Origin of the sequence: Marinobacter metalliresistant, assembly GCF_038098645.1 — a bacterium.
Lineage (GTDB): Bacteria > Pseudomonadota > Gammaproteobacteria > Pseudomonadales > Oleiphilaceae > Marinobacter > Marinobacter metalliresistant.
Genome location: NZ_CP101118.1, coordinates 2,915,665 through 2,940,265, shown reverse-complemented (window position 1 = coordinate 2,940,265; position 24,601 = coordinate 2,915,665). Strand labels below are relative to the sequence as shown.

Annotated in this window: 23 protein-coding genes and 3 pseudogenes; 11 read left to right on the top strand and 15 right to left on the bottom strand. The window is 56.3% G+C overall.

Going from position 1 to position 24,601, the window contains the following annotated elements:
• Positions 1-35 precede the first annotated feature (35 nt).
• Complete coding sequence (locus tag NLK58_RS13735; RefSeq protein ID WP_341581001.1) at positions 36-791, top strand: DUF3581 domain-containing protein; 756 nt, start codon at positions 36-38, stop codon at positions 789-791.
• Positions 772-1,248, top strand: a complete 477-nt coding sequence (locus NLK58_RS13730) for a peroxiredoxin (protein ID WP_117618995.1) — start codon at positions 772-774, stop codon at positions 1,246-1,248. Before NLK58_RS13735 ends, NLK58_RS13730 begins: the two co-directional genes overlap by 20 nt.
• 78 nt (positions 1,249-1,326) lie before the next feature.
• Here the strand turns inward: NLK58_RS13730 and ahpC are convergent, their stop codons facing one another.
• Positions 1,327-1,890, bottom strand: coding sequence for an alkyl hydroperoxide reductase subunit C (ahpC, locus tag NLK58_RS13725; protein WP_117618994.1), 564 nt, complete (start codon positions 1,888-1,890; stop codon positions 1,327-1,329).
• Between the two features lie 360 nt (positions 1,891-2,250).
• Between ahpC and NLK58_RS13720 the strand changes: the two genes are divergently transcribed.
• Together NLK58_RS13720 and NLK58_RS13715 are read left to right on the top strand one after the other, a co-directional pair.
• Positions 2,251-4,845 (top strand): EAL domain-containing protein, encoded by a 2,595-nt coding sequence (locus NLK58_RS13720; protein ID WP_341580999.1) that lies wholly within the window; start codon positions 2,251-2,253, stop codon positions 4,843-4,845.
• Between the two features lie 64 nt (positions 4,846-4,909).
• Positions 4,910-6,088 (top strand): magnesium transporter, encoded by a 1,179-nt coding sequence (locus tag NLK58_RS13715; RefSeq protein ID WP_227539296.1) that lies wholly within the window; start codon positions 4,910-4,912, stop codon positions 6,086-6,088.
• Between the two features lie 73 nt (positions 6,089-6,161).
• Here the strand turns inward: NLK58_RS13715 and NLK58_RS13710 are convergent, their stop codons facing one another.
• Together NLK58_RS13710 and NLK58_RS13705 are read right to left on the bottom strand one after the other, a co-directional pair.
• Entirely contained in the window at positions 6,162-6,860 is a 699-nt protein-coding gene (locus NLK58_RS13710) for a DJ-1/PfpI family protein (RefSeq protein ID WP_117618993.1), read from the bottom strand.
• Positions 6,861-6,935: 75 nt separating this feature from the next.
• The gene (locus tag NLK58_RS13705) at positions 6,936-7,565 is read right to left on the bottom strand and encodes an FMN-dependent NADH-azoreductase (RefSeq protein ID WP_162893733.1); all 630 of its coding nucleotides are present in this window, start codon (positions 7,563-7,565) and stop codon (positions 6,936-6,938) included.
• Between the two features lie 128 nt (positions 7,566-7,693).
• Between NLK58_RS13705 and NLK58_RS13700 the strand changes: the two genes are divergently transcribed.
• Positions 7,694-8,818 carry a PLP-dependent aminotransferase family protein gene (locus tag NLK58_RS13700; protein ID WP_341580997.1) on the top strand — a complete coding sequence of 375 codons (1,125 nt, stop codon included), beginning with the start codon at positions 7,694-7,696 and terminating at the stop codon, positions 8,816-8,818.
• Between the two features lie 137 nt (positions 8,819-8,955).
• Here the strand turns inward: NLK58_RS13700 and NLK58_RS13695 are convergent, their stop codons facing one another.
• Positions 8,956-10,197 (bottom strand): Glu/Leu/Phe/Val dehydrogenase, encoded by a 1,242-nt coding sequence (locus NLK58_RS13695; protein WP_117618991.1) that lies wholly within the window; start codon positions 10,195-10,197, stop codon positions 8,956-8,958.
• A 629-nt stretch (positions 10,198-10,826) separates the two neighbouring features.
• Between NLK58_RS13695 and NLK58_RS13690 the strand changes: the two genes are divergently transcribed.
• From NLK58_RS13690 to NLK58_RS13680, 3 genes are all read left to right on the top strand, one after another.
• Positions 10,827-11,204, top strand: coding sequence for a DUF4398 domain-containing protein (locus NLK58_RS13690; protein WP_117618990.1), 378 nt, complete (start codon positions 10,827-10,829; stop codon positions 11,202-11,204).
• A gap of 24 nt (positions 11,205-11,228) precedes the next feature.
• Positions 11,229-12,035 carry an OmpA family protein gene (locus tag NLK58_RS13685; RefSeq protein ID WP_117618989.1) on the top strand — a complete coding sequence of 269 codons (807 nt, stop codon included), beginning with the start codon at positions 11,229-11,231 and terminating at the stop codon, positions 12,033-12,035.
• Between the two features lie 316 nt (positions 12,036-12,351).
• The gene (locus NLK58_RS13680) at positions 12,352-14,460 is read left to right on the top strand and encodes a molybdopterin-dependent oxidoreductase (RefSeq protein ID WP_341580996.1); all 2,109 of its coding nucleotides are present in this window, start codon (positions 12,352-12,354) and stop codon (positions 14,458-14,460) included.
• A gap of 51 nt (positions 14,461-14,511) precedes the next feature.
• Here NLK58_RS13680 and NLK58_RS13675 read toward each other — a convergent pair whose 3' ends face one another.
• The 8 genes and pseudogenes from NLK58_RS13675 to NLK58_RS13645 all read right to left on the bottom strand — a co-directional run bounded on the left by NLK58_RS13675 (position 14,512) and on the right by NLK58_RS13645 (position 18,906).
• A complete protein-coding gene (locus tag NLK58_RS13675) occupies positions 14,512-14,805 on the bottom strand; it encodes a HigA family addiction module antitoxin (protein ID WP_117618987.1) in 294 nt (97 codons plus the stop codon).
• Positions 14,805-15,085, bottom strand: a pseudogene (locus NLK58_RS13670) (type II toxin-antitoxin system RelE/ParE family toxin). The gene NLK58_RS13675 and the pseudogene NLK58_RS13670 overlap by 1 nt, the downstream one beginning before the upstream one ends.
• A 41-nt stretch (positions 15,086-15,126) precedes the next feature.
• The gene (locus tag NLK58_RS20640; protein ID WP_376788050.1) at positions 15,127-15,216 is read right to left on the bottom strand and encodes a hypothetical protein; all 90 of its coding nucleotides are present in this window, start codon (positions 15,214-15,216) and stop codon (positions 15,127-15,129) included.
• A 45-nt stretch (positions 15,217-15,261) separates the two neighbouring features.
• A pseudogene (locus tag NLK58_RS13665) lies at positions 15,262-16,514 on the bottom strand (IS256 family transposase).
• 802 nt (positions 16,515-17,316) lie between these two features.
• On the bottom strand, positions 17,317-17,631 hold the full coding sequence (locus tag NLK58_RS13660; RefSeq protein ID WP_044385058.1) for a HigA family addiction module antitoxin: 315 nt from the start codon (positions 17,629-17,631) through the stop codon (positions 17,317-17,319).
• A gap of 10 nt (positions 17,632-17,641) precedes the next feature.
• Positions 17,642-17,920, bottom strand: a complete 279-nt coding sequence (locus NLK58_RS13655) for a type II toxin-antitoxin system RelE/ParE family toxin (protein WP_341580995.1) — start codon at positions 17,918-17,920, stop codon at positions 17,642-17,644.
• Between the two features lie 164 nt (positions 17,921-18,084).
• Entirely contained in the window at positions 18,085-18,501 is a 417-nt protein-coding gene (locus tag NLK58_RS13650) for a VOC family protein (protein ID WP_117618983.1), read from the bottom strand.
• A 204-nt stretch (positions 18,502-18,705) separates the two neighbouring features.
• Positions 18,706-18,906 (bottom strand): hypothetical protein, encoded by a 201-nt coding sequence (locus NLK58_RS13645; RefSeq protein WP_117618982.1) that lies wholly within the window; start codon positions 18,904-18,906, stop codon positions 18,706-18,708.
• A 594-nt stretch (positions 18,907-19,500) separates the two neighbouring features.
• Here NLK58_RS13645 and NLK58_RS13640 point away from each other — a divergent pair.
• Both NLK58_RS13640 and NLK58_RS13635 read left to right on the top strand, forming a co-directional pair.
• Positions 19,501-19,962: pseudogene (locus NLK58_RS13640) on the top strand (transposase); the annotation flags it as partial.
• Positions 19,963-20,359: 397 nt separating this feature from the next.
• The gene (locus tag NLK58_RS13635; protein ID WP_341580994.1) at positions 20,360-21,322 is read left to right on the top strand and encodes an IS1595 family transposase; all 963 of its coding nucleotides are present in this window, start codon (positions 20,360-20,362) and stop codon (positions 21,320-21,322) included.
• A 156-nt stretch (positions 21,323-21,478) separates the two neighbouring features.
• Here NLK58_RS13635 and NLK58_RS13630 read toward each other — a convergent pair whose 3' ends face one another.
• Both NLK58_RS13630 and NLK58_RS13625 read right to left on the bottom strand, forming a co-directional pair.
• Positions 21,479-21,880 carry a hypothetical protein gene (locus tag NLK58_RS13630; protein WP_341580993.1) on the bottom strand — a complete coding sequence of 134 codons (402 nt, stop codon included), beginning with the start codon at positions 21,878-21,880 and terminating at the stop codon, positions 21,479-21,481.
• 88 nt (positions 21,881-21,968) lie between these two features.
• Positions 21,969-22,682 (bottom strand): DUF4386 domain-containing protein, encoded by a 714-nt coding sequence (locus NLK58_RS13625; protein ID WP_341580992.1) that lies wholly within the window; start codon positions 22,680-22,682, stop codon positions 21,969-21,971.
• Between the two features lie 971 nt (positions 22,683-23,653).
• Here NLK58_RS13625 and NLK58_RS13620 point away from each other — a divergent pair.
• Complete coding sequence (locus NLK58_RS13620; RefSeq protein WP_341580991.1) at positions 23,654-24,211, top strand: tyrosine-type recombinase/integrase; 558 nt, start codon at positions 23,654-23,656, stop codon at positions 24,209-24,211.
• On the opposite strand, the gene NLK58_RS13615 is transcribed toward NLK58_RS13620, so the two are convergent.
• Positions 24,191-24,478 carry a hypothetical protein gene (locus NLK58_RS13615; RefSeq protein ID WP_205422358.1) on the bottom strand — a complete coding sequence of 96 codons (288 nt, stop codon included), beginning with the start codon at positions 24,476-24,478 and terminating at the stop codon, positions 24,191-24,193. The two genes, NLK58_RS13620 and NLK58_RS13615, sit on opposite strands and share 21 nt — an antisense overlap.
• Positions 24,479-24,601 lie beyond the last annotated feature (123 nt).

Here is a 24,601-nt window from a genome sequence, read left to right as displayed (position 1 = left end):
GCAACATCACTCTCAGGCACCAGAATAGGCAACGCATGTTTCTAGACCGTTTCCACTCCGTCCAGGACGGACACGTAATCATCTCGGCCCTGCAGGCCAGTCAGTTCGCCAAGGAGGTCGCCGGGGACTTCAACCCCATCCACGATCCGGATGCCCGCCGCTTCTGCGTCCCCGGGGACCTGCTCTTCGCCCTTATTCTGGCGCGCTTCGGGCTCTCGGAAAACATGACCTTCCGGTTCCGCAGCCTGCTCGGCGAGGGTGTACCGCTCAAGTTCGTGGAGACCGAGGACGCCATTGAGGTCTGCGATGATGCGGGAAAAGTCTACATTGAAGTGGCCCGCAGTGGCGCCCGGACCCAGGACGAGCAACTGATTAAAGACATCACCCGCGCCTACGTGGCGGCCTCCGGCAAGAACTTCCCCCATACCCTGAAGCCGTTAATGGAGTCTAATGGGGTGATGTTCAATCCCGACCGCCCGATGGTGATGTACGAGAGCATGAGCGTGGCCCTGGACAACCTGGATCTGCCGTCGCCGGGCCTTGAGCTGCACAACGCGACCCTGGATGCAGCCGGAAAGCGGGGCAACGTTCTCCTTGAGTACCAGCTGACCGCAGACGGCAAAACCGTGGGCGAAGTCACCAAACGCCTGGTTCTCAGCGGCCTTCGGCCTTATTGCGCGGAGGCCATGGCCGGCGTCATTGAGGAGTTCTATCGCCTCAAAGCCCGTGGCGCGAACTACTTCAATAACGACAACAACGGAGGTGTGAGCAATGCCGATCCAGCCCGGTGATACCCTGCCAGACATCGAGCTTCAGGTGATGGGTACCAGTGGCCCCGAGAAGATTCGCACCGGTGACCTCTTTGCCGGCAAAAAAGTGGTGCTGTTCGCCGTACCAGGAGCCTTCACGCCCACCTGTTCGGCGGCCCATCTGCCCGGCTTCGTAGTAAACGCCGACAAGCTTCGCACCAAAGGCGTCGACAGCATCATTTGCACGTCCGTCAACGACACCTTCGTGATGGACGCTTGGGGTAAAGCCCATAACGCAGACGACATCACCATGCTGGCCGATGGCCTGGGAGAGTTCGCCAGGGCCATCGGCCTGACCCAGGACCGGACCGCGAGCCAGATGGGCATCCGCAGCCAGCGTTACGCCATGATTGTCAATGATGGCAAGGTGGAACTGCTCAACATCGATGCCCAGGGCCTGGACCAGACCAGCGCCGAAACCATTCTCGACGCGCTCTGAGCAAACCTTTTTCCAGATACAAAAAACCCCGGAAAAATCCGGGGTTTTTTGTCCGTAAGCTTCCCTTGAGGGAGAAACTCAGATCTTGCCAACCAGGTCCAGGGACGGCGCCAGAGTTGCTTCGCCTTCTTTCCACTTGGCCGGGCACACTTCGCCGGGATGGTTGCGAACGTACTGGGCCGCTTTAACCTTGCGCATCAGGTCGTCAGCGTCACGGCCGATACCTTCGGCAGTGATTTCCATGGCCTGGATAACGCCATCCGGGTCGACCAGGAAGGTCGCGCGGTCTGCCAGGCCCTGGCCTTCACGCATCACACCGAAGTTGTTGGTGATGGTGCCGGTCTGGTCGCCCACCATGTAGTAGTTGATCTTGCCGATGGTCTCGGAGCTGTCGTGCCACGCCTTGTGGGTGAAGTGGGTGTCGGTAGACACGGAGAACACTTCAACGCCCAGCTTCTGCAGCTCTTCGTACTTGTCTGCAACGTCGCCCAGCTCGGTCGGGCAAACGAACGTAAAGTCTGCCGGGTAGAAGAAAAATACAGCCCACTTGCCTTTGACGTCTGCTTCACTGATCTCAACAAACTCGCCCTGCTTAAAGGCGGTGGCGTTGAACGGCTTGATCTCGCTGTTAATGATGCCCATTAAAGCTAACTCCTTGTTGATGGATTCATACGTTACTGAATATACGCCGCGAACAATACGGAGATTTGACGACCGAATAAAATTGATAATTTCCAAGCCAAAGATAGGCTGTGCCTATCAGGGTCGTCCTGGCGTAGACACAGTCCCTGCCGGGCGCCAAGGCAGCGGTTCCTATCCGCTGAACCGGCCGCCGCCCCTCTATGGAGTCTTAACAAAGGAAGGGCACCAGAAACTTGGTGATGTGGCGCAAATCACGACGTTAAATATCGGATTCCGGCTTTCTTGCCGGGGAAAGGCGAGTAAGCTGAATTATGCGATAGCAAGAAAAGTCTGACGGCCACCAAACGGGGTTTGCTGTTCGTGATCCTTAACAAAGCTCTGCGTATCTTTATTCCGATTCTGGCTTCCTGCGCCCTGCAACTTGCCAGCGCAAACTCAGGCACGATCACTATTACCCCGGATGCGCCCATCGAAAGCCATTTTCAGTACTGGGAAGACCCAGGCGCCGATGCAGGGATAGACGAAGTCCTGACAATTCCCGAGTCAGAATGGCAGCTCAAACCCTCGGGCAAGGCCTCATTCGGTATTACCGGCTCCGCCTACTGGCTTCGGCTATCGGTACAGAACCAGACCGGCCAGGACCAGCTTCTGATCGCCGAGCTTGCCTACCCCCTACTCGATGACGTCGTGTTCCACGAGTTCTCCGGAAACACCCTGCTCCGCGAATTCCGAACCGGCGATACCCGCCCGTTTTATCCGAGGGATGTCGACCACCCCAATATGCTGCTGCGATTCCAGCTTGCGCAGGACACCACCAAAACCCTCTATATCCGCGTAGCCACTGCGGGCTCCATGGTAGTGCCCCTGCGACTCTGGCGCCAAAAGGACTTCTATGAAGCCGTTGCCATTGAAGAGAAACTGCATTTCTTCTACTACGGCAGCCTGACGGTCATTATCCTGATCAATCTGGCCGTGTTCCTCACACTGCAGGAAAAGCTGTACCTGTTCTACGCTCTGGCCATTTTCGGCTACCTCGTGTTCTTTGCCTCCTTCCGGGGTTTCACCCTTCAGCATCTCTACCCGAACGCCCCATTTCTCCATACCCATGTGCTGTTGCTGTCCATACCCTTCCTGGCCATATTCTCGATTCTCTTCTGCATGGAGTTCCTGAAAATACGCTCCCACAGCCCACGTTTGCGACGGGTGTTACTGGGAATGCTGGCCTTCGAGATTGTGTTTTTCCTGAGCGCGCCCTTGCTCGACTATGAGACTGGAGTCCGAATCGCAGCGGTCTCCGCTTTTATCTTTTTCTCACTGTTGTTGGTGGCCGGGCCCATCGCCTGGGCGGCCGGTGTTCGGGCAGGTGTCTTTTTCACCATCGCCTGGTCGCCACTTGCCTTGGGCGTTTCTGCAACCGCCGGCCTGGCGCTTGGTCTGTTGCCGGAGAATTTCTTCACCGAATACGCCATGCAGATCGGCTCGGGGCTTGAGGCATTCATACTGACCCTCGCACTTGCTGATCGGCTTTACCGTGAGCGGGAACAGAAAATACAGGCCCAGGCCGATAACCTTCAAAAAGAAAAAGCCCGCAGCGAGATCCAGGACCGACTGAATGAGGCACTCACCCATGATCCGGTTACCGGCCTGCCCAACCGGAACCGATTCGAACGGATGGTCGACGAGCAACTGGAACGCAACCCCGATGGGCGCTACATGGTCGGCGTGGCCCGGGTGTCACGGCTGAAGGAAATCAACCGCACGCTCGGCCTGGAGCGAAGTGAGCGCTTGCTAAAGCGCAAGGCGGAGCAAATGACCGAACTGGCCGAAAGCCTGCCGATGGTCCACGCAACCCGTGACAATCAGGGCCGGCAGGAACGCGTGTACCAGCTCTCGGGAGACAGTTTCGGCTTGCTCGTCAATGTCAGCAAAGCCGGTGGCGACTTCCAGACCCTGAACGAGGCACTCAAACGGCTGGCCGACCCGGTGTTACTGGATCATCTTGCCATCGAACCCAACCTGAAATTCGGGGCCGCCAGCTACCCGGAGCATGGCAGAAAGGCCGCAATGCTGATCCGGAATGCCCATGTCGGCATGGAAATGACACCCCACGGCTCCTTCGAAACCGGCGTTTACTCCAGCAAGAACGACATCTACAGTGAGAGCCGGCTGACCCTGATGTCTGATCTTCGGGGCGCCCTTCACCACAACCGGACCCAGTTGCATTATCAGCCCAAACTGGACCTCAAAACCGGGCAGGTCGTGGGTGTGGAAGCCCTGATCCGCTGGCACCACCCTGAAAGGGGCTGGGTACCTCCCATCGAGTTTATTCCACTGGCCGAAAAAACCGGCGTTATCAAACATCTGACCCGATGGGTTGTGGACCAGGCCCTGAACGACCTCAAAACCCTCCACCAGGTTGATCCGGCACTGACCGTGTCAGTCAACGTATCCGCCCGGGATCTGATCTCGTCGGAGCTGAAAGGCCTGTTCGAAACCCGGATGAAGCGTTACCAGCTGCGCCCCGATCAGATTACCGTGGAGCTCACCGAAACCGCAGCCATGGATGACCCCGAGAAAGGGCTCGCGGCGCTGGAAGGGCTGGCCAATACCGGACTGAAAATCTCGATTGATGACTTCGGTGCCGGCTACTCTTCCCTGTCTTACCTTAAACGGCTACCGGCCACGGAAATCAAACTGGACCGGGCATTGGTGCAGGATATCGATTCCAGTGAAAGCTCCCGAATGATTGTGGAAACGGCGATCAATATGGGCCGCGGCCTGGGCTTTCAGGTAGTGGCGGAAGGCGTGGAAACAGAGCAGACGGCCCGTCTGCTACAGGGCATGGGTGCTGGCCTGTTACAAGGCTACTGGCTCTGTCGCCCCATAGCCCTCAGCGAGTTAAGCAACTGGTTGGTGATTGAAAGACAGTCTCCCCGCCTCCAGCACACAGACTAGTCTCTCCCCGCGCTCGCCACCCCCTGTTATAGTCAGAACTCCAACACGGATACGGAAGCGTGACATGTCGCAGAGTATGGAACTGACCGAGCGGATTGAACACATCCGCGAACTCACCCCCCTGGCTGCCGCCGAAGAGCTGTTTCCGCTGCCGGCGGACGATATCCAGTTCATTCTCTCGGGGTTGCCCACGGAACAGGCTCTGACTATCGCCTCTCACCTCGGAGAGGTAGCGGCGCCGAACAACGCGGCCACCCGTGCGGTGCTCTCAGGTATGGAGGACACCATCGGTGAACTGATGACACCGGTTACAGCGACGTTACCGCACAGCTATACCGTCGCAGAAGCGCTGACCTTTATGGTCAAGAGCGCGGATGTTTCCGAGATCAGTTACATCTTTGTGACTGAAAATCACCGCCTGGTCGGTGTCGTGGGCATGCGCGACCTCATTCTTGCCAAGCCCTCCGAAGCCTTGTCCAGCATCATGGTGCGCGAGCCCTTCGCCTTTCAACAGGACACACGGATCGAAGCAGCGATTAGCGAAGTGCTTTACCGGCACTACCGAATGTACCCGGTGGTGGACGACGCACAGCACGTGGTGGGTGAGGTGCGCGGCTGGAAACTGTATGAACGCATGGCCTCGGAACTGAGCGCCCAGGCCGGCTCCCAGTATGGTGTCGCGAAAGAAGAGCAGATAAACACACCCGTGCTTGCCGCCTTTCGCATGCGCCACCCCTGGCTGCAGGTGAATCTGATCACCGCCTTTGCCGCAGCCTTCGTGGTAGGCATGTTTGAGAACACTATCGCCCAGATCGTCGCCCTCGCCGCCTTCCTGCCCGTACTTGCCGGTCAGAGCGGAAATACCGGTTGTCAAGCGCTGGCGATTACCCTGCGTGGTATCACTTTGGGGCAAATAAATGACTATCCGATCAGGCAATTGCTGCGCAAGGAAGTCCTGCTAGGCGCCCTCAATGGCGCCGCCGTGGGCGTGATCGCCGGCGTCGCCATGTTCGCCTACGCCTTCGCCACCGATTCCGCCAACCCCGCCATGCTCGGCCTTGTCATCTTCATTGCCATGATCGGCGCCTGCATTGGCAGCGGCATCTTCGGGGTGGCAGTGCCATTGGTGCTCAAACGCTTCGGCGCCGACCCGGCAACCGCCAGCAGCATCTTTCTGACGACCTTCACAGACATCATCGGTATGGGCCTGATGCTGTTCCTGGCAACGTCATTGGTGCTGTAGCCAACACCGAAGGAAAACCGGGACTGATCTATTTTGAGGCCGCGGAAAAGGTTTCTCGGTTCGGTTTCTCACATCAGGCATCGGGCTTAAACTTCTCGATCTCTGACCACGGTATAATCCGGTTGAACTGGATAGTTTCAAACACTTCCTTTGCGTTGCTTTCGCCACTCATGAGCCATAGCAGCACCAGTGCCCCCTGATAAGACGGAACGCCGCCATTACTGGTGATTCGATTGCGATCAACCACCACGTTTTGATCGACGACCACATCAATCTTCGGGAACTGGTCCTGTAGGTCCGGTTCACCACCCGCCCAGGTTGTTGCTCGATAGCCATCCAGAAGCCCTGCGTGGGCATAAAGGAACGCACCGGAGCAGTTGCTGGCCAGCCACTCGACCTTTTTGGCCTGATCTCTCATGAATTTGGTCAGATCCTCGTTTTCAAAGAGCCAGTCCATATCGTATGCGCTGTTGACGATCAGCACATCCAGATCAAGATCGTCGTAGATCGTGGCATCGACCTGGAGGGTCAGCCCTTCCTCTGTCGTCACCGTTTCGTTTCGCTCTACGTTGATGAGTACAACCTCATAGTCCGAAAACCAGGCCTTTCGCGAGGCAACGCCGAACACTTCGGCGGGGGCGACAGCGTCACTGGTCAGCACTTCGTCATAGACCAGTACACCAATTTTCTTATCGGCGGCTGAGGCTGAAAAGCTGAAGCCGGCCAAAACGAGAAACGCGAGTAACGTGTGAAGGGTATGTCTCAAAAGCATGTCGGAATCTCCTTAGAACTATGCTTACAGATTTAACGGATCTTCATGGACATTGTCCGAAATCGCTGAAAACGACTACTCGAACAACCGGTCAATACATGCGTTGGTGTCCTCAAGCGCATTGTCGGAACAGCCGCTATTCATGGCGGTATATTCCAGGGTGATGGTTTTCACGCTCTGGATACCCAACATACCCAGGACGGCGGTAAGGTACGGTTCCTGAAAGTTCATGGGAGCATATGCCCCGCCCGGTTCGTAGCCGTAGCCGCCTCGCACCAGCATCAGGTAGGTGGGCTTGTCGCTCAAAAGACCGACATAGGGACTCTGCGGGGTATCGGGCACCAGTTTGGTGGTGACGCCGATACGTACGACCTGATCAATGTAGGCTTTTAACGTACTGGGCACGGACAAGTTATGCATAGGGCAACCAATAACGATGGTTGTCGCGTCCTGTAGTTCGGCGACCAGAGCATCGCTGACCTCAAGAGCGGCTCTTTGATTGGGAGTCCTTGCCTCCTCCGGCGTAAACGCGGCGCTTATCCATTGCTGATCCACGTGAGGCACAGGCCAGCGGCCGAGATCGCGCTCAACCACTACGCCGTCCGGATTATTTTCAGCCCATCGACGGGTAAAGCGCGCCGTCATCTGGCGGCTGTGTGACGCCTCGCCCTGAGGGCTGGCATTAATCACGAGCAGGTTTTCCATTGCGGGTCCTTTCTGGCCTGCCATAGCAAGTGTCATTTCCAATAATACCGGGTTAAGGTTCATTAAAAAGAACCATGAATGGCAATTTTCAATGTACCATTCGCAAACCACGCCTGAGTCACCGCACCATGGATGATTTGCGCATAGAACTGAACCGTCAGGCCGGAACGTCTTTGGTCGAACAGATCGTCGAAGCTATCGGAACCTCCATTTCCGAAGGGCGCTTGTACTCCGGGGCTCGCCTGCCCTCGTGGCGTGATCTCAGCGCCCAGCTTGGGGTCGCGCGCGGTACGGTAAAGTCCGCGTACGAGAGGCTGATCGATGAGCAACTGGTGGTCGCCCGCGGCGCTGCGGGTACCTTTGTCGCCGATCGGTTGCCGGTGTCACATCCGGCAGACACCAGTGACTTACGAGGGCCGTTGCCCGAGTTCTACCAGCATCCATTCGGCGACCCGGCCATGGTGTTCCAGGTTGGTATACCTGCCCAGGACGTATTCCCCTACAAGGTATGGTCGCGTATTGCCTCAGGCGCCGCCCGCGAGGCTGCCATGGCGTCGGTCAGCTATCCGGACCCACGTGGTGAGCCAGGCTTGCGGGCTGAAATTGCGGCTTACCTGTCGCTGTCACGGCGTCACCAGTTGCTCGAATGGGCGGCCAGACGCGGGGGTTGGATCATCGAAGACGACTACCTGAGTGAGTTGCAGCTCGCCGGTCGCGCCGCTCCGGCTCTGGCGTCGCAGGACAAATACGGCCGCGTTATTCATATCGGCACCTTCAGCAAAACCATAAGCCCCGGTCTGCGTCTCGGCTTTATTGTGGTGCCGCCGGCGCTGGCAAACCGGGTTGGCGATGTTGCCGCCGCTCTGGCCCCAGCCGCTTCGATAGCGAGCCAGAGAGCGCTCGGCGAGTTCATGCGCAAAGGTCACTATCTGCGCCATTTGCGCAGGATGAAACGGACCTACACCGCCCGGCGCTCTTCACTTCAGCGCGCCTTAAACGCATCCGCTACCGATGAAGCCATGGCGGGCTTGGCGTTATTGCTTCGATTACCCGATGGCACGGACGACAAGGCGATTGCTCTTGAAGCGCTGGAGTTTGGCCTGGCCCCCGCCCCATTGTCTACCTGGTATGCCGATCCGGCGAGGACCCGAAGCGGGTTGCTGCTGGGTATCACCAATATTCCGGAACAGGGGCTGGATGCATGCTGCAACCGCCTGAAACAACTCGCCGGAATCGCCGTCGGTCAAGAATAGGAAGTCTAATTGAGATACCCACCGGTAACCTGAGTAACGCCCAAGTGGGAAAATAGTTCTGTCCCGGTTTCGCGGTTTCGAGTCGAGATCGCCCGAATCGCGGCGCCCTGCTATTTCAAAATCGAGGCCGTACCCGACTAACACCAGCCGCGCAGGTGCATCGCCTCTTCAATCCGTTTGAGCGCATTAATCCAGGCACCCAGCCTGACCGATTTCACCTGGTGGTCAGCCGCAGCATTCGCGGCTTCCCGATAACCCCTTGCCAACCGCTCCTGTCGCAGGCGGTTAATCGTATCGATATCCCAGTAATTATCGGAAAGGCCCTGACTGCGTTCCATCTGGCACAAGTGCACGCTACCGGCATTAGCCAGCACATCCGGCACGATGGTTACGCCCCTTTCCAGCAGCATCACTTCGGCTTTTACGGTCGTCGGCGCATTGGCAGCTTCCACGACCATCCGGGCCTGGATCCGGTCCGCATTGTCCGCGGTAATCACGCCCTGAACCGACGCGGGCACCAGCACGTCGCAGTCACATTCGAGCATCTTTTCACTGGTAATCGGCTCGCTGCCGGCAAAGCCCGAAACTTTACCCGTGGACTTTTTGTGCGCCAGCAGGCCGGGAATATCGAGCCCGTCGTTCGAATAAATGCCGCCGCGGCTATCACTCACCGCCACAACCATACAGCCGGCTTCGTAGAACATACTCGCCGCCACCGAGCCGACCTGGCCGAATCCCTGGATAGCGACACGGGCATTTTCGATGGCAAAGTCGGCCTGCTCCGCGGCCTCCCTGAACACATCGAAAACCCCACTCCCGGTCGCTTCATAGCCCCCCAGCGACCCGCCGAGGATGGGCGGTTTATCGTTGACCGCTGCCGGTTCATGATAGCCGGTGACCGACTCGTATTCGTCCAGCATCCAGCTCATTGTTTGCAGATCCGTGCCGATATCCGCACCGGGGACATCGTACGCCTGCCCTTTCGGGCGCAGGTAGCGAATATAGGCGCGGCAAAGTGACTCGAACTCCCGGTCACTTAATTCACGCGGGTCGGCCACGATGCCCCCTTTGCCGCCACCTGCCGGAATTCGCCCAGCCGCGTGTTTGATCGACATAATCAAGGCGAGGGACTTCACCTCATCAAGGTCGAGATCGGCAGAAATACGCGTCCCATCACGGCTCGGCCCAAGCGCATCGTTATAACGGACACGGTGAGCATCAAACACCCGAAAACTGCCATCGTCCATTTTCATCGGAATGCGAAAAGACACTACGCGCCCGGGTGCCGCGAGAAATTCAATCACATTGGGGTCAATCTTACCGAGACGGCCCGCCTCACGAAGAATTTGCCCGCTTTCGTCCAGAAAATCGTAGTTCATGGAACTCCCCATAAATGCTGTGCACGACATTGCTCCCTGTTTGGCAGGGTGCCCCAACCTGCCACCCCCGGCTGATTGATCCTCGGCTGGATGGTAATCAAGCGGGGCGGGGAGGCTCCTCAACTTAAAACGTAGCAGTTACCGGCATTATTGTGGAATGGATTTGCCCGTCTTTATAGAAAGCTTTTTATGCAATGGGGTTTTTGGGTACGGTGGCGAAGCCGCCCCCAAAGTTCAACGCAGCGGAAGATGTCATTTCGAAAAAATTGTTAAGTGTTTCGGTACCAGGCACCGAACTCATCAGCTACTTTTCAGGTTAATCTGCTTCGAACCTGCAGAGACGATTTGCCCACTTTTACCTTTGCCTACATCCTCAATAGCTCCGACAGGCTTCAAAAAGGCAGCAGTTTGCTCTCAAAAACCGGGACAGATCCATTTTGCGGGAAAATAGTTCTGTCCCCCTTTCGTCCCTGTCCCCGTTTCGTCCCGTTTCGCGCACGCGCGGCCAACCTGCCAGTAGCAAACTGAGAGCCGTTGGCTATACTGGAAAACAGCGTATTTGACATTATTTGACAATATGGCCAGTACCGTCACGCTGCGGATCATGTTGTGAACCCGGGAGTTCCTTTATGAAACCGCACCTTTCAATGACACGCACTCTGACTACCCTCACGTTGGCGACCCTTTTAGTCGCCTGTGCCGGGCCGGGGCCAAAGCCCAACAGCGAGCTGCAGTCTGCGGAATCCGCCATCAAACAGGCCGAGGCCTCGGACGCCCGAAGATTCGAGCCTGTGTTGCTGAATGAAGCGAAAAACAAAGTGGCCGATGCTCGCGGCCTCATGGACAAAGAACAGTACAAGGAAGCCAGGCGCTTGCTGGAGCAGGCCGAGGTTGATGCGCAACTCGCAGGCGCGCGCTCGGAGACCGAAAAGGCTCAGCAAGCGGTTGCCGAGATCAACAGTAACATCGAAAACCTCCGCAAGCAGCTCAATTCAAATCAGCAGTAAGCCCGGCGACAGGAGACACGAAAAATGAACGTTACACTATCTATCGGTTTCGCGGTCGGGCTGTCCGCAATTATGGTTGGCTGTGCAAGCACGCCCAAACAGAATGCCGACATTGACGAAGCCAGAGCCGCATACACGGAAATAGAGCAGGATCCCAACGTCGCGCGCAGTGGTGCGGCACAACTGCGCCAGGCCAAGATCGAACTAGATCGTGCCCAGGCGCTGTTAAATGAAGGCGCTGACGTAAACCGCGTCGAACACGCAGCCTACCTGGCAAAGCGTCACGCCGAGATCGCCATGCAACAGGGAAAGCGTGCCGATCTGGAAGAAGAGATCAGCTCTGCGGAAGAGCGCCGCAAACAGCTAATGTTGCAAATGAAGTCAACTGAGGCGAATGAGGCTCGCATGGAGGCAGAAGCGCTGAGGGCTGAAATGGCCGCTCTCAAAGCGGAGAAAACCGAACGTGGAATGGTGCTTACGTTGGGTGATGTGCTCTTTGACCTCAACAAAGCTGATCTGAAAGCCTCCGGCAAGCGCACCGTGGAACGACTGGCTGACTTTATGAAGCAGTACCAGGAGCGCCGGGTACGCATTGAAGGCTATACGGACAGCACAGGCTCTGCCGAATACAACCAGGGATTGTCAGAGCGACGCGCCATGTCGGTTCAGAGCGAGCTGTTGAATCAGGGAATACCCGGTAACCGGATTGAAGTGGAAGGCTATGGCGAGGCCTATCCCGTTGCCACCAACGATACCAGTGCAGGGAGACAGCAGAATCGCCGAGTGGAGATCGTGATTTCGGATGAATCCGGCATGATCAATGCGCGTTAACTTTTTCAATGAAACTGCCGCCCCCATCGCCGGCGACAAAAACACAGCTGATCCGGGTTCCAAGCACCAGGAAGGCGTGGAACCATTCGAGGACACTGCTGCCGGGGCCGGCGTTCTTTGCCAGTGATTTGGCGATAACGCCATGGTACGACGAAAAATGGTGGTACGACGAAAAACGGTGTTTTTTACCGCAGGCAGAAAGGTGATTTGCCGGGGTTGACCTGGTTTGTGTGACTTACGACGGTCTGTTTTTTTGCCCGGTTGTGCCACACTTCTCGAACCAACAACGACAACACCCAAAACCGAGCCTGTCGACATGAGCGAGACCCAGACCCACTATCGCACCTGCAATATCTGTGAAGCCATGTGTGGCCTCGAAATCAAGCACCGGGGCAACGAGATCCTGTCGATCAAAGGCGACCACGACGACCCGTTCAGCCGAGGCCATATCTGCCCAAAGGCGGTCGCCCTCCAGGACTTCTACAACGACAAGGACCGCCTGAAAACACCCATCAGGCGCACCGCTGACGGCTGGCAAGCGATCAGCTGGGATGAGGCGTTCGAGGAAATCGCAGCCCGTTTTCGTGGCATCCAGGAGGAACATGGCCAGGATGCGGTCGGTGTGTATCTCGGCAACCCCAACGCCCACAACTTCGGCAATGCCATCATGCTGCCGCGGTTCTTCAAGACCCTGGGCACCAACAACCGCTACAGCTCCGCCTCCGCCGATCAGTTGCCCCACCACGTGGCCTCCAACTACATGCTCGGCGCCGGCATGCTCATCCCGATTCCAGACATCGACCACACCGATTTCATGCTGATCATCGGGGCCAACCCGATTGTCTCCAACGGCAGCCTGATGACGGCCCCGGGTGTCGGCAAACGGCTCAAGGCGATTCAGCAACGGGGTGGCAAGGTGGTGGTGGTTGATCCCCGTCGCACCGAGACCGCCAGGAAGGCCGACCAGCACCTGTTTATCCGCCCGGAGACCGACGCCCTGTTCATGCTGGCGCTGGTGCACACCCTGTTTGACGAACAGCTGGTGACTCTTGGCCACCTGGAACCCCGGATTGACGGCCTGGACCAACTGGCGGGTGCGGTTCAACCCTATTCGCCGGAAACCGTGGCGGAGGCCTGCGGCATGTCAGCCACCGCCATTCGTGGGCTGGCGCGGGAAATGGCCGCCGCCAAGAGCGCGGTTTGCTACAGCCGCATGGGTGCCTCGACCCAGTCTTTCGGGGGCCTCTGCCAGTGGCTGAACAACGTGCTGAACCTTCTCACCGGCAATTTTGATCGCCGGGGTGGCGCCATGTTCCCGCAGCCGGCGTTCGATCTGGTACGGGATAAGAAGGGCAAACCCAGCTCCTACGGCCGCTACGAATCCCGGGTGAGAAAACTGCCCTACTTCAACAACGAGTTCCCGGTCGCCACCCTGGCCGATGAAATCCTCATGCCGGGCGACGGCCAGATCCGCGCGATGATCACCATCGCCGGTAACCCGGTGCTCTCCGCGCCCGGCGGCGCCCGGCTGGAAGAGGCTTTCGAGGCGCTGGATTTCATGGTGTCGGTGGATATCTACCTGAACGAAACCACCCGCCACGCGGACATCATCCTGCCGGCGACGACGGGCCTGGAAGTGCCCCATTTCGATGTCTTCTTCAACTCGTTTGCGGTGCGCAACACCGCCAAATTCTCCGAGCCGATGTTCGAGAAAACACCCGACCAGAAACATGACTGGGAGATTCTCCGGGATCTGACCCTGCACCTGACCGGGCTGAAAGACGATGGCGTCACACCCGAGGCGATGCTGGATCTTGGCCTCAGGCACGGCGCCTATGGCAAGCAGGGCATGAGTCTCGAAAAGCTGAAAGCCAACCCCCACGGATTAGACCTGGGGCCTCTTCAGCCCTGCCTGGAACAACGCATCCAGACCGGGGACGGCATGATCCGGATCGCGACCTGGCTGTACCTGGACGACCTGAAACGCCTGGATGCCTCGGGCCTGCTGCAGGTTGATCAGAGCAACGACTATCCCTTCGCCATGATCAGCCGCCGACTGCCACGCAGCCACAACACCTGGACCCAGAATTCCCACCGGCTGGTGAAAGGCAAAAACCCGTGCACGGTGCAGATAAACGACGCCGATGCCCGCAAGCTCGGCCTTCAAGACGGGCAGATGGTGAGTGTCAGCTCAGTCACCGGCACCATCCAACTGCCGGTGGAAATCGACGACGACATGTTCGAGGGGGTGATCAGCATTCCACAGGGCTGGGGCCATAATCGCGACAACACCGGCATGTCCATCGCCGAATCGCAACCTGGGGTCAGCATGAACGACGTGACGGATTCGCAGCGCATCGATGCACTGACAGGGAATGCGGCGTTTAACGGAACGCGGGTGGCGGTGCAGGCAGTCCGCTCATAGGCCCCCAATGGAGGCGAAGCCGGAACGAAAGAGCCGCCGCCGTGCCTGGCCTTAAGCTGCTTCGAAATCCAGGGGATGAATGCCATCCAGGTTCACCGTGCTGCGAGCCACCCAGAGATCGTACATGCCCTGCATCGCCAACCAGCTCTCAGGGCTACGTCCGAGAACCTTGGATAGCCGCAGAGACATTTCCGGGCTAATACCACTATCCCCTTTGAGCAAGCGAGACAAAGTAGAAGGAGAAACGCCCAGACTGGAAGCAAGCTGACGGGAACTGATGCCGAAAGGCTCCAAGTACACCTCCCGAATGAATTCACCAGGATGCGGCGGATTATGCATAGTCATTAGTGATAATCCTCATAATCAAGAATGTCGGCGTTGCCGTCCTGAAATTCGAACGTCGTGCGCCAATTTCCGTTAACCCAAATCGACCACCGCCCTTTGTCTTTTCCCTTCAATGGGTGAAGCCGAAAACCAGGGATGTCCATGTCTTCCACCGAAGTGGCTGTATCCAGAGCAACGAGCTGCATACGCAGCTTCTTGGCGTGATCAGAGACTGTATGCCAGCCATGCTACCGGTCGAGTAGAACCGTTTTAGTCCTTTGTGACGGAATGATTTAATCATGAGGGGAGCCTAGCATGTTGCGCACCACGCAACAATAGTGCTTAGTCGGGTCGGGGTAAGGCTTGCGCAAAACCGTAGTAGCCTTTCCAGCCCCTCAAGTACACCGCTAACTCGTCGATCACCGTTTGCATGGCCCGACCCCCGCGTGAGTTATTGTCAAATCTGGTGTATGACCATCAGGCAGCGTTCCTGTCAGATTGATCTTCCACCTCTATACCATCCCGAAACTGCACGTTATTCACGACCAGCTTCAGTTGGTCAAACCCCTTGATCCGCTTCCAGCGTTTCTGGGCGGACTGGAGCAGTTTGAACACCATCGATAACGTGGTGTCGCGGGAGCCGCAGGATCGGCTCCGTTTGGTTCTCAGCCGTACTGTGGCGAAGGTGGATTCAATCGGATTGGTGGTCCGCAAATGAATCCAGTGAATCGCCGGGAAATCATAGAAAGCCAGCAGCTCATCCCGGTCTTTCTCCAGGTTTTCCATGGCCTTCGGGTACTTGTCCCGGAACCGCCGCAAGGTGCTATCGAACGCTTTGTGGGCGCTATCACGGGTCTCTGCCAGATAGATCTCATGCAGTGCCGACTTGACCTTGGGTTGTACCGATTTGGGCAGCTTGTCCAGCACGTTGGCGGTCTTATGCACCCAGCACCGCTGATGCCGGGTGTCCGGAAATACCTTGCTCAGGGCTTTCCAGAAGCCCAGTGCGCCGTCGCCAACAGCCAGCTTGGGCGAAGGCTCCAGGCCACGTTCCCGCAAGTCCGTGAGCAGCTCTCGCCAACTGGCTTCGGACTCCCGGTGGCCATCCTCGACAGCCACCAGTTCCTTGTGGCCATGCTCAGTCACGCCGATGATCACCAGCAGACAGAGCCGGTCATCCAGGCGAACATTGCTGTACACGCCGTCTGCCCACCAGTACACATAGCGTGTCTGGCTCAGATCCCGGCGCTGCCAGTTCTTGTGCTCGTCCAGCCACTTCACCTTTAGCCGGGACACGGTGTTGGCCGACAAGCCATCAGCCTGTTCGCCGACCAGGGCACTCAGGGCTTCCTGGAAGTCGCCTGAGGAGACGCCGCGCAGATAGAGCCAGGGATAAGCTCCTCAAGACTCCGGGCGCGCTTCAGGTACGGCGGCAGCAACTGGCTATTGAAGCGAATGCCGGAGCCACTGCGATCCCGGATCTTGGGCACCTGGACTTCAACGTCGCCAACGCCGGTCTGGATGGTGCGCTTGGGCAAATGCCCGTTGCGCACCACCGCCTGGCGTCCATCGGGTGTCGTGACATCCGCATACTGGTTCAGCAGGCCTTCCAGTTCCGTTTCAACGGCTCTGGCAATCAGGTCACGGGCACCTTGACGAATCAGCTCGTGCAGTGGGTCATTGGTCGCTGTCTCTGGTTGTGAAAGAGCATGCAGGTTAGACTTGGACATGGCGTATCATTCCTCTGTTGGTTGTGATCGTCGCGGTGATCAACCAACAGGATACGCCACCTCTTCAGCCTGCTTCCATACACCAGAAATCACCATAACTCCCCCCGCGTTCGCCGGGTAGAAGCTTCTGTCCCACTCCGCCTGCAAGACCTGGAGCAGTGCCTGCTGGATCAGGCGGTCAGGTCGTCAACGGTCATGCCGTCTATCCCCGCGCTTCCCTTGTTGCGTTTGACCTGACGGAAGGCACGGCGCAGGTAGTCCCTTTCCAGCACCCCGCTCCATCAGTTGATCGTGAACAACCGGAGTGTCTTCCCTGCCAGATCCAGCCACCACTTCACCCCCTGTTTCCAGAGACAGCGATTGCTGTTTCTCCGGTGCGGTCGGAGCCAATCACTCAGCTCCCAGCGGTTTTCGGCTGCACGCTGCGTCCCAGCGCAGCATCAGGAGATCTCCCAGGGTAAGACACCCGACTTTCATTGCGTAAATGCTGGTTTTATAAAACGCCGGCCAAGTGCAGATGGCGGGCTTAATGGTCACGTGCCCACTGGCCCCACCGATGCCACACCTCTTATCCAGCTCCTGTCCGTCATCCCGCAATTTTGCGTTGGGCTTACTTCCGGCCGGCGCTCCGGAGACTTCCCCTCGTGGGTTTGCCCTTACCCTTTCGCTAACCTTCGGCTCTGCGAATACCTGGTATCGGGACTTTCACCCGACAAGTCTGGGGCCATGCCTGGCACACCGCCCGGCTCACGCGCCGGTTTGGAGCCGCGAGGCGGCGGAAAACCGGTCGCCGTGCAGCCGGTTATGCCCTATGCCCGATTTCTGATACAGCACTCCACGGACGAATATTCTTCAGCTGATCCTCAAGCGCATCTTCCGCAATCTCAGTGTCATAGGCTGCCTGAGCTCGCAACCAGTAGCCATTGGACAAACCAAAGAAGCGACAAAGTCGCAGGTCCGTGTCTGCGGTTATCGAACGCTTCCCAGCAATAATCTGGCCGATCCTCTGAGCAGGCACCCCAATCTCTTTAGCCAAGCGGTATTGAGAAATACCCATCGGCTCAAGGAACTCTTCCTTCAGTAACTCGCCTGGCGTTACAGCTTCAATGTTGCGCATGAGTTACCTCCTAATGGTAATCAACAATTTCGACATCTTCCGCACCAGCCTTGGTCCAGCGGAAGCAAACCCGGAACTGCCCGTTGATTCGAATGCTGTGCTGACCTTGGCGGTCACCGTGCAATGGCTCCAACATATTGCCGGGCGGTACTTTAAGATCATCCAACTGGCTTGCAGCCTGGAGTTGCCGAATTTTTCTCAAGGCAACTCGCTCAAAATTGACGAAGCGTCTGACGCGACGTCCGCTTGCCAGCTTCTCGGTATCCTTACACTTGAACGATATGATCATAGAGAAATGATGACGCAGAGCGTTAATAACGTCAAGCGTTAGTATACGACAAAGTAAGCTGAGAGAGGGGCATAACGAATGAGCTTAGCGGCGCCCTTGTAATGAAGGCGAAGCCGCAATGAAAAGGGCGTCCGGCGGCCATCGGCCGCGTACTACAGCGACTGTTATGCAGGTTCATCTGAGGGCCCGACCCAGAACAGCGGGTTGTGAGCCACTTCCCAGAGATAACCATCTGGATCAGAAAAGTAACCTGCGTAGCCACCCCAATCCGTTTCCTGAGCAGGCTTCGTGACAACGGCACCGGCTGATGCAGCCTGAGTCATAACTTGGTCAACCTCTTGCTCGGAACTAACATTGTGCGCCAAGCTGAACCCTGCAAATCCGCTTGATTCTCCAGACACCGACGCATCTTCCGCCAGAGCTTCACGCCCATATAATCCGAGCCAGGTCCCATTCAGCGTAAAGAATGCCACCCCAGGCGGAGAGTCCATTCGCGGAAGATCTAACCCCTGCTCATAGAACACAATTGAGCGTTGCAGGTCATTTACCCCCAAAGTGATCATACTAATCCGTGGCTTCATTTTGGCCCCCTGCATAACCTCTGTCTCAACGGCAGACAAAATTGGTGCTTAAATTGCGCAAGCAATTTGAGTGACAGTTTTGGCTGTCCGATTTCCGATTGCAGGCACTTGTTAGCAAATGACATCCACATTGGTGATTTAAGATTCCAATGTAGTTTTCACCACAAGACTATTTAAACCATTGGTATTTCAAATTTTGTCATTTTAAAACGGAATTGGTCCATCATCATCTTCCATATATGACATTTCGCTCATCAAACCGAGAAAAACCCCAAGCGATTCGCTTAAGTTTTTAACTATTTCACTGTACATGAGCTTTTCTTCAGCCGTCTTGGCTTTACCCATAGCTTTTAGAGCAACAGACATCTCCTTGGAAATGCCTTCCATCAATTTATCTGGTTCCATTACTTAATATGCCTCATTTTATTTTTCGCTAATCTTTTCTCATTCTAAGAATCAAAGCAATTTCATGCAAACGTATACTCCTGAATCCGTGACTTCGCACGGCTTGATAAGGGCTATGACGGCTATGACCCGAGTACCCGCCTACCTGACTCCACCTGGCGAACGTGATAACGTGATCGGGACAAATCGCGATTGGCGCTCAGTTCAAGAGCTCCCACCCCAAAACATCATGAGTCACTACCAAACCCGGTACGGCCTGCTTAAACTGACTATCTGCCGCGTGTATATTGGTAACGAAGGCACTGATGGTCATCAGAAGCGGTGGCGGCGCAACGAACCGGCCCAACTTGTCCGATAGTAATTTCACCTGACCCATCAATAAGCATTTCAATGTTTTTAAATTTCATGCGCGAGAGTCTGACTCCTTACAAACATAACGCTGAACTAACCGGCGCCGTAGCGAAGCGGAGGGAACCAAAAGCGCCACGCTTTTGGCGTCCGGTTGAGTGACTTGATACTGATTGAGCCTTCTCCCCAGCCCAGCGGTTGCCCGCTAAGCTGGAAGGCGACCAAGCACTACAAGGGAGAAGACTCATGAACTTTTACCATAGCAGTCACAGGCATTATTGTGGAATCGATCTGCACGCCCGCAGCCTGTACGTCTGCATCCTCGACCAGCAGGGGGAGGTGTTGCTGCACAAGGAAATCAAAGCTCGTCTGGAACCGCTGTTGGCACTGCTCGAACCCTTTCGCGATGATCTTGTGGTTGGCGTCGAATGCATGCACTGCTGGTACTGGATCTCGGATCTGTGTGAAGAACACGGCATCAACTTCATCCTGGGGCACGCGCTCTACATGAAGGTCATCCACGGTGGTAAAACCAAGAACGACCGTATCGATTCCTTCAAGATCGCCATGCTCATGAAGGGCGGCAACTTCCCGCTGGCCTACGTTTATCCGAAGGAGATGCGGGCAACCCGGGATCTGCTTCGTCGACGCACCCGCATCGTCCAGCACGGGGCCATGCTCAAAGCTCATGTGGTCAACACGACCAGTGACCTTGTTTGGCAGCCCAGTCCAGCAAAGCTACCAGAATCCACCATCCTCTCAGACCGCTCAGAGTTAATGAGCATGCGACGTGGCTCCAGGCCAGTGGTTAACGACGTACTGAAAAGATGAGAATGGCAACAAAAAAGACAACGCGATCGCTGATGAATGGCGTGCCCTCGGAGACTCACAGGTGTCGTACTCAAGCAGCGTCTTGTGACGCACCTGTGAGTCTCCGAGGGTAGCTGAAAAAGCGTTCAACAACGATCTCCCTTATTTTGTTTCGTGGTTCAGATCTCAACTCGAATAATACTGGTTGAATATGGCTATGTTGGTTTTCACTGTTGGTACGCTCTAATAATACTGTATATACTACTGTATAAACAGTCCTTCAGTGGAGAGTATCATGAAGCGAGCCGACATTAATGCTATTGAAAAGAGCTTAGCCAACCTCCCTGTTGACCTGAAAAAATACCTTGCCGATCAGCTCCTTGGGCAAATCAATGCTCAGGCGCACGCCTTGCTCGAAACGGCCACTTCTCACCGCCTTTGTCCTCATTGCAACGGTGAACATTCCGTAAAGTGGGGCCATTCCGCGGGCCTGCAGCGCTACCGCTGCCAGACCTCGATCTGCCGCAAGACTTTCAATGCTGTTTCACGAACACCACTGGCCAGGTTGCGCCACCGTGATAAGTGGTTTGATTACTTACGATGCATGCGAGACAGTCTGACCCTGCGGGTATCGGCAGCCCGGGTAGGCATTAATTTGAAGACAGCTTTCCGGTGGCGCCATCGTTTTTTACACGCCAGCGCAAACGCCAACGCGAATGCCCTTTCCGGGATTATTGAGGTGGATGAAACCTTCTTTGCTGAGTCCTGCAAGGGGAAGCGAAAACTTGAGCATCGCAGCCCCAGAAAACGGGGTGGCCAAAGTAACCGGAAGTATAAATCCGATAAAATTCCTGTACTTATTGCAAGAGACCGCAACGGCCATGTCAGCGACCTGGTAGATCCGACGTTGAACAAATCGACGGTCCATGAGTTTCTGACGCCGATCATCAATCGTGATTCGATTTTATGTTCAGACGGCCACAGTTGGTATAAATCCTTCTCAAAAGACCGTGGCATTGCGCATCATCGACTGATCACGCTCGACAACCAAAGGGTGATCGGCAAGGAATACCATATTCAAAACGTCAACAGCTATATCAGTCGATTGAAGGGCTGGATGGCTCGCTTTCATGGGGTGGGGACGGCCTATTTGCCGAGCTATCTGGCCTGGCGACGGCTGTTTGAAAATGAGCAACCTTCTGAAGAGGCTTGGCTACTTACCGCGATAAATGCAAAACAACAGTCAATGCCAACATAGCCTTGAATATACAGTTATTTTTATCTAACTTACTGGGTCTTTGGGTTCATTGCACTTACTGAGGCCTGTCCAAACGCCGCTCAGCACGCGCGGCTACGGAATGGAGGCGAAGCTGCAATACAGTAGACGTCGCCGTGACTGGCCTGCTTAGGCGCACTATACCCGTCCTCTCAGCTTAGCAGCGATGTATGGTGCGAGGACCGTTGCCGCAAGAACAACAGGCCAAATGTTGCCACCCTTGAACGTGTAGGCCTCAAGCAACTCGGACCACGACTTGCCTTGCCAAAGCCCGAACGAAAACTCAAAAACGAGAGTAAGAGCGAGCCAGCCCACCCCGACGACACAGAGCCCGACGGGGCGACTAATTTGCAGCCAAGGAAGCGAAAAATACGCCACGCCAATGATTAATGCTGAAAGCAGCAAACCGCTTAGCAAGAGCGCGGCCGGAGTTCCGAGCCCTGGCACAAATACCGATTCACGCAACACTCCATTGGCAACAGCTAGAACTAGGATGCCAACCCAAATTACTAAAGCCTTTAAAGCGACTACCGTCAGCATTGACTGCTCCCATAGCGCCTAACGACCAAGCTGTGCGGCGTGAACGAAGCGCAGCGTAGTGAACGTCCGAACGAGCGCCTTAGGTTCCTCATGATGGGACGGCTTCAAGAGTACGCTGTTTCCATTTCTCGACGCTCACACCCTTGATCAAGAGCCACAACGGAAGCAGTAATTCTCCCCAGAACGTATACATGGCGATCGGTCCAAAACTAGGGAAGAAGAAGAACCTGATCGAGTCCGCCAGATAGCCAACGCCGCCGATAATCAATAGGACGCCTAGAATTTTGGGCAGGAAGTCCGACTTAACGATCAAATACCCCATGGGAAATAACCAGAGACCCCAGAACATGCCGGAGATATGAATTCCATGCTCATGCAAATCAAGGAAGAGGAGTACTTGAGCATTCAGCTGATCCTTTCCGAATACTGTCAAATAGTCAGCGCCGCTTAAGAGTTTCAAGACGGCAAATTGGTTGACCTCATTGAGCATCGTAATGGGAGCGCTGACAAGAAAGAAGACCACCATGAGCAAAGCCTGGTTTCGATTGACTGGCCTCAGCAGCTTGTACAGCACTAGAACTAAGAGGATGTTGACGATCTGGACAACCAAAGCGCTCACGATGCTGAGGTGGAACAGCAATTCAGATGCCTTGATATTGCTGACTGTTGTTGCAGCATCTCCGGGCGCGACAAGGTTGGAGTGACCGAACATTCCGAAAAACCCCAGTGGGACCATCGCCAGGTACAGGATCCCTGCAATTCTAGCGATCCTGTTGGGATTCGTGTTCTCTTCAGCGTGCATGATACTTGGTCCTTGCTGTTCGGAACATAATCGGGATAGGGAGGCGCCTCACGGCGCCCCTCCTCCCACACCACCGGGCATACGGGTCACGTACCACGGCGGTTCGGTTAATTGTTTTGATTCACTACCATGGTGAGCCAACGTCATGAACGTCCATTCAAAACAGTCGAATCGGTAGTGTGCCAACCGGATTCCAATCACTTGCCAAGCCCACCGCCGCTTCACCAGGTCTGGTGCAATACCGCAGTACCAAGGCAAGGCTTCCTCCTCTTAACCGTTCAGGCCTTCCTGCCGCTATTCACTTCACGATGCAACACCGTGCCGAGTAGGCCGCAGTACTATGCCCTCTGCTGACTTCTGCAACGCGATCAGGGGCAATTGCTCACCCCTCAGTTGATCCCTCAACACGCTACAGACCTCCCGGGGTAAGACACCAGACTTTCATGGCGTAGACGCTGGATTTATAAAGCGCACCCCAGTTGCGGATGGAGGGCTTCGCTGTCACGTGCCAGCTCGCCCCGAGTACGCCACACCTCATATCCAGTTTCTGTTCGTCGCCCCGCCAATTTGCGTTGAGCTTCCTTCAGACCCCACCTCGCGATGACGCCCTTGCTCTTTCGCTAACCTTCGGCTCCGCGAATACCTGGTATCGGGACTTTCACCCGACAAGTCTAGTGCCATGCCCGGCACACACGCCTGCATAAACGGCGCCCGACTAGGGCGTCCGGTGGAGGGCCGAAGGCCCGGAACGTACTACAACTACTGGTTGAACGAAGCCGCTACGCGGCAGAGGCATAATTCGTCTGTACTTCCCTGACCCCTTCCACTGTGGAAGGGCCTGTCAGGAGAAGTCTGATGAACACCCACGAACAAACCCGTTTTCAAGCTCTGCAACAACGCTACCTCACCGAACTCACCCTGCGGGGCAAAAGCCCTACAACATCGATCTCTACACCCGCTGCCTACGACAGGTGAGCGACCATTTCGATACCTGTCCCGACCAGCTTAGCACCGATCAGCTGCAGCAGTATGTCATGTACCTGGTCGAACATCGCTCCTGGAGTCTGGTCAAGATTGCCCGCAATGCCCTGCAGCGTTTCTATCAGTATGTCCTCGGCAAGCCCTGGGACTACGTGCCCATCGCCAAGCCACCCAAGGTTCAGACCCGGCAGGATGTGCTTTCCCTGAACGAGATCGGGCGCCTGATCAGCCACACCCGTAAACTCAGCTATCAGGTTTGCTTCCTCACCACCTACAGCCTGGGCCTGCGGCTGAGTGAGTCCCTGAACCTGACCATTGCCGATGTCGACAGTCACTTGATGCGGGTCCACGTGCGCTGTGGCAAGGGCAGGAAGGACCGGTTCGTGCCTTTGCTGCTGATGACGCTCAAGGCCCTGCGACGTTACTGGACCACGCATCGTCACCCGGACCTGTTGTTTCCCGGCGGCCAGCCGCCCTTTGAGGGCGGCGAGTCCCGGATCATGGCCCGGGCCGGTGACCACCGCCCGTTACACCCGAATGACCCATGAGGCCCAGCAGAACAGTGCCTTGATGATCAATGCCCTGGTGGACCGGCTGCAGGTCGACTGGGTGACCGAATGATCACCCTGGCGCAGATTCTGCGCGATCATCAGCTCAACCTGCAGCACCATTTTGGCGAGCGGATGCGACCGGAGCATCACGCGGCCATTCAGTCGATACTCGCCTGTCATACGCCGGACTGTGGCGAGGTCCGCTATCAATGCGTGCCCCGCCAGGGCAAACCAACTGTCGGTTTTACCGACGGCCTCGGGCAACTCTGGCCTGACGAAAGAGCCGCCCCAAAGTCAGGGCGAAATCACCTCTGAGTTCTCCGCCGCTATTTCCTTAATAGAGAAGCACCGGGCTCGTCCAACACCGGATCAGGTCGCGGCTGCGCG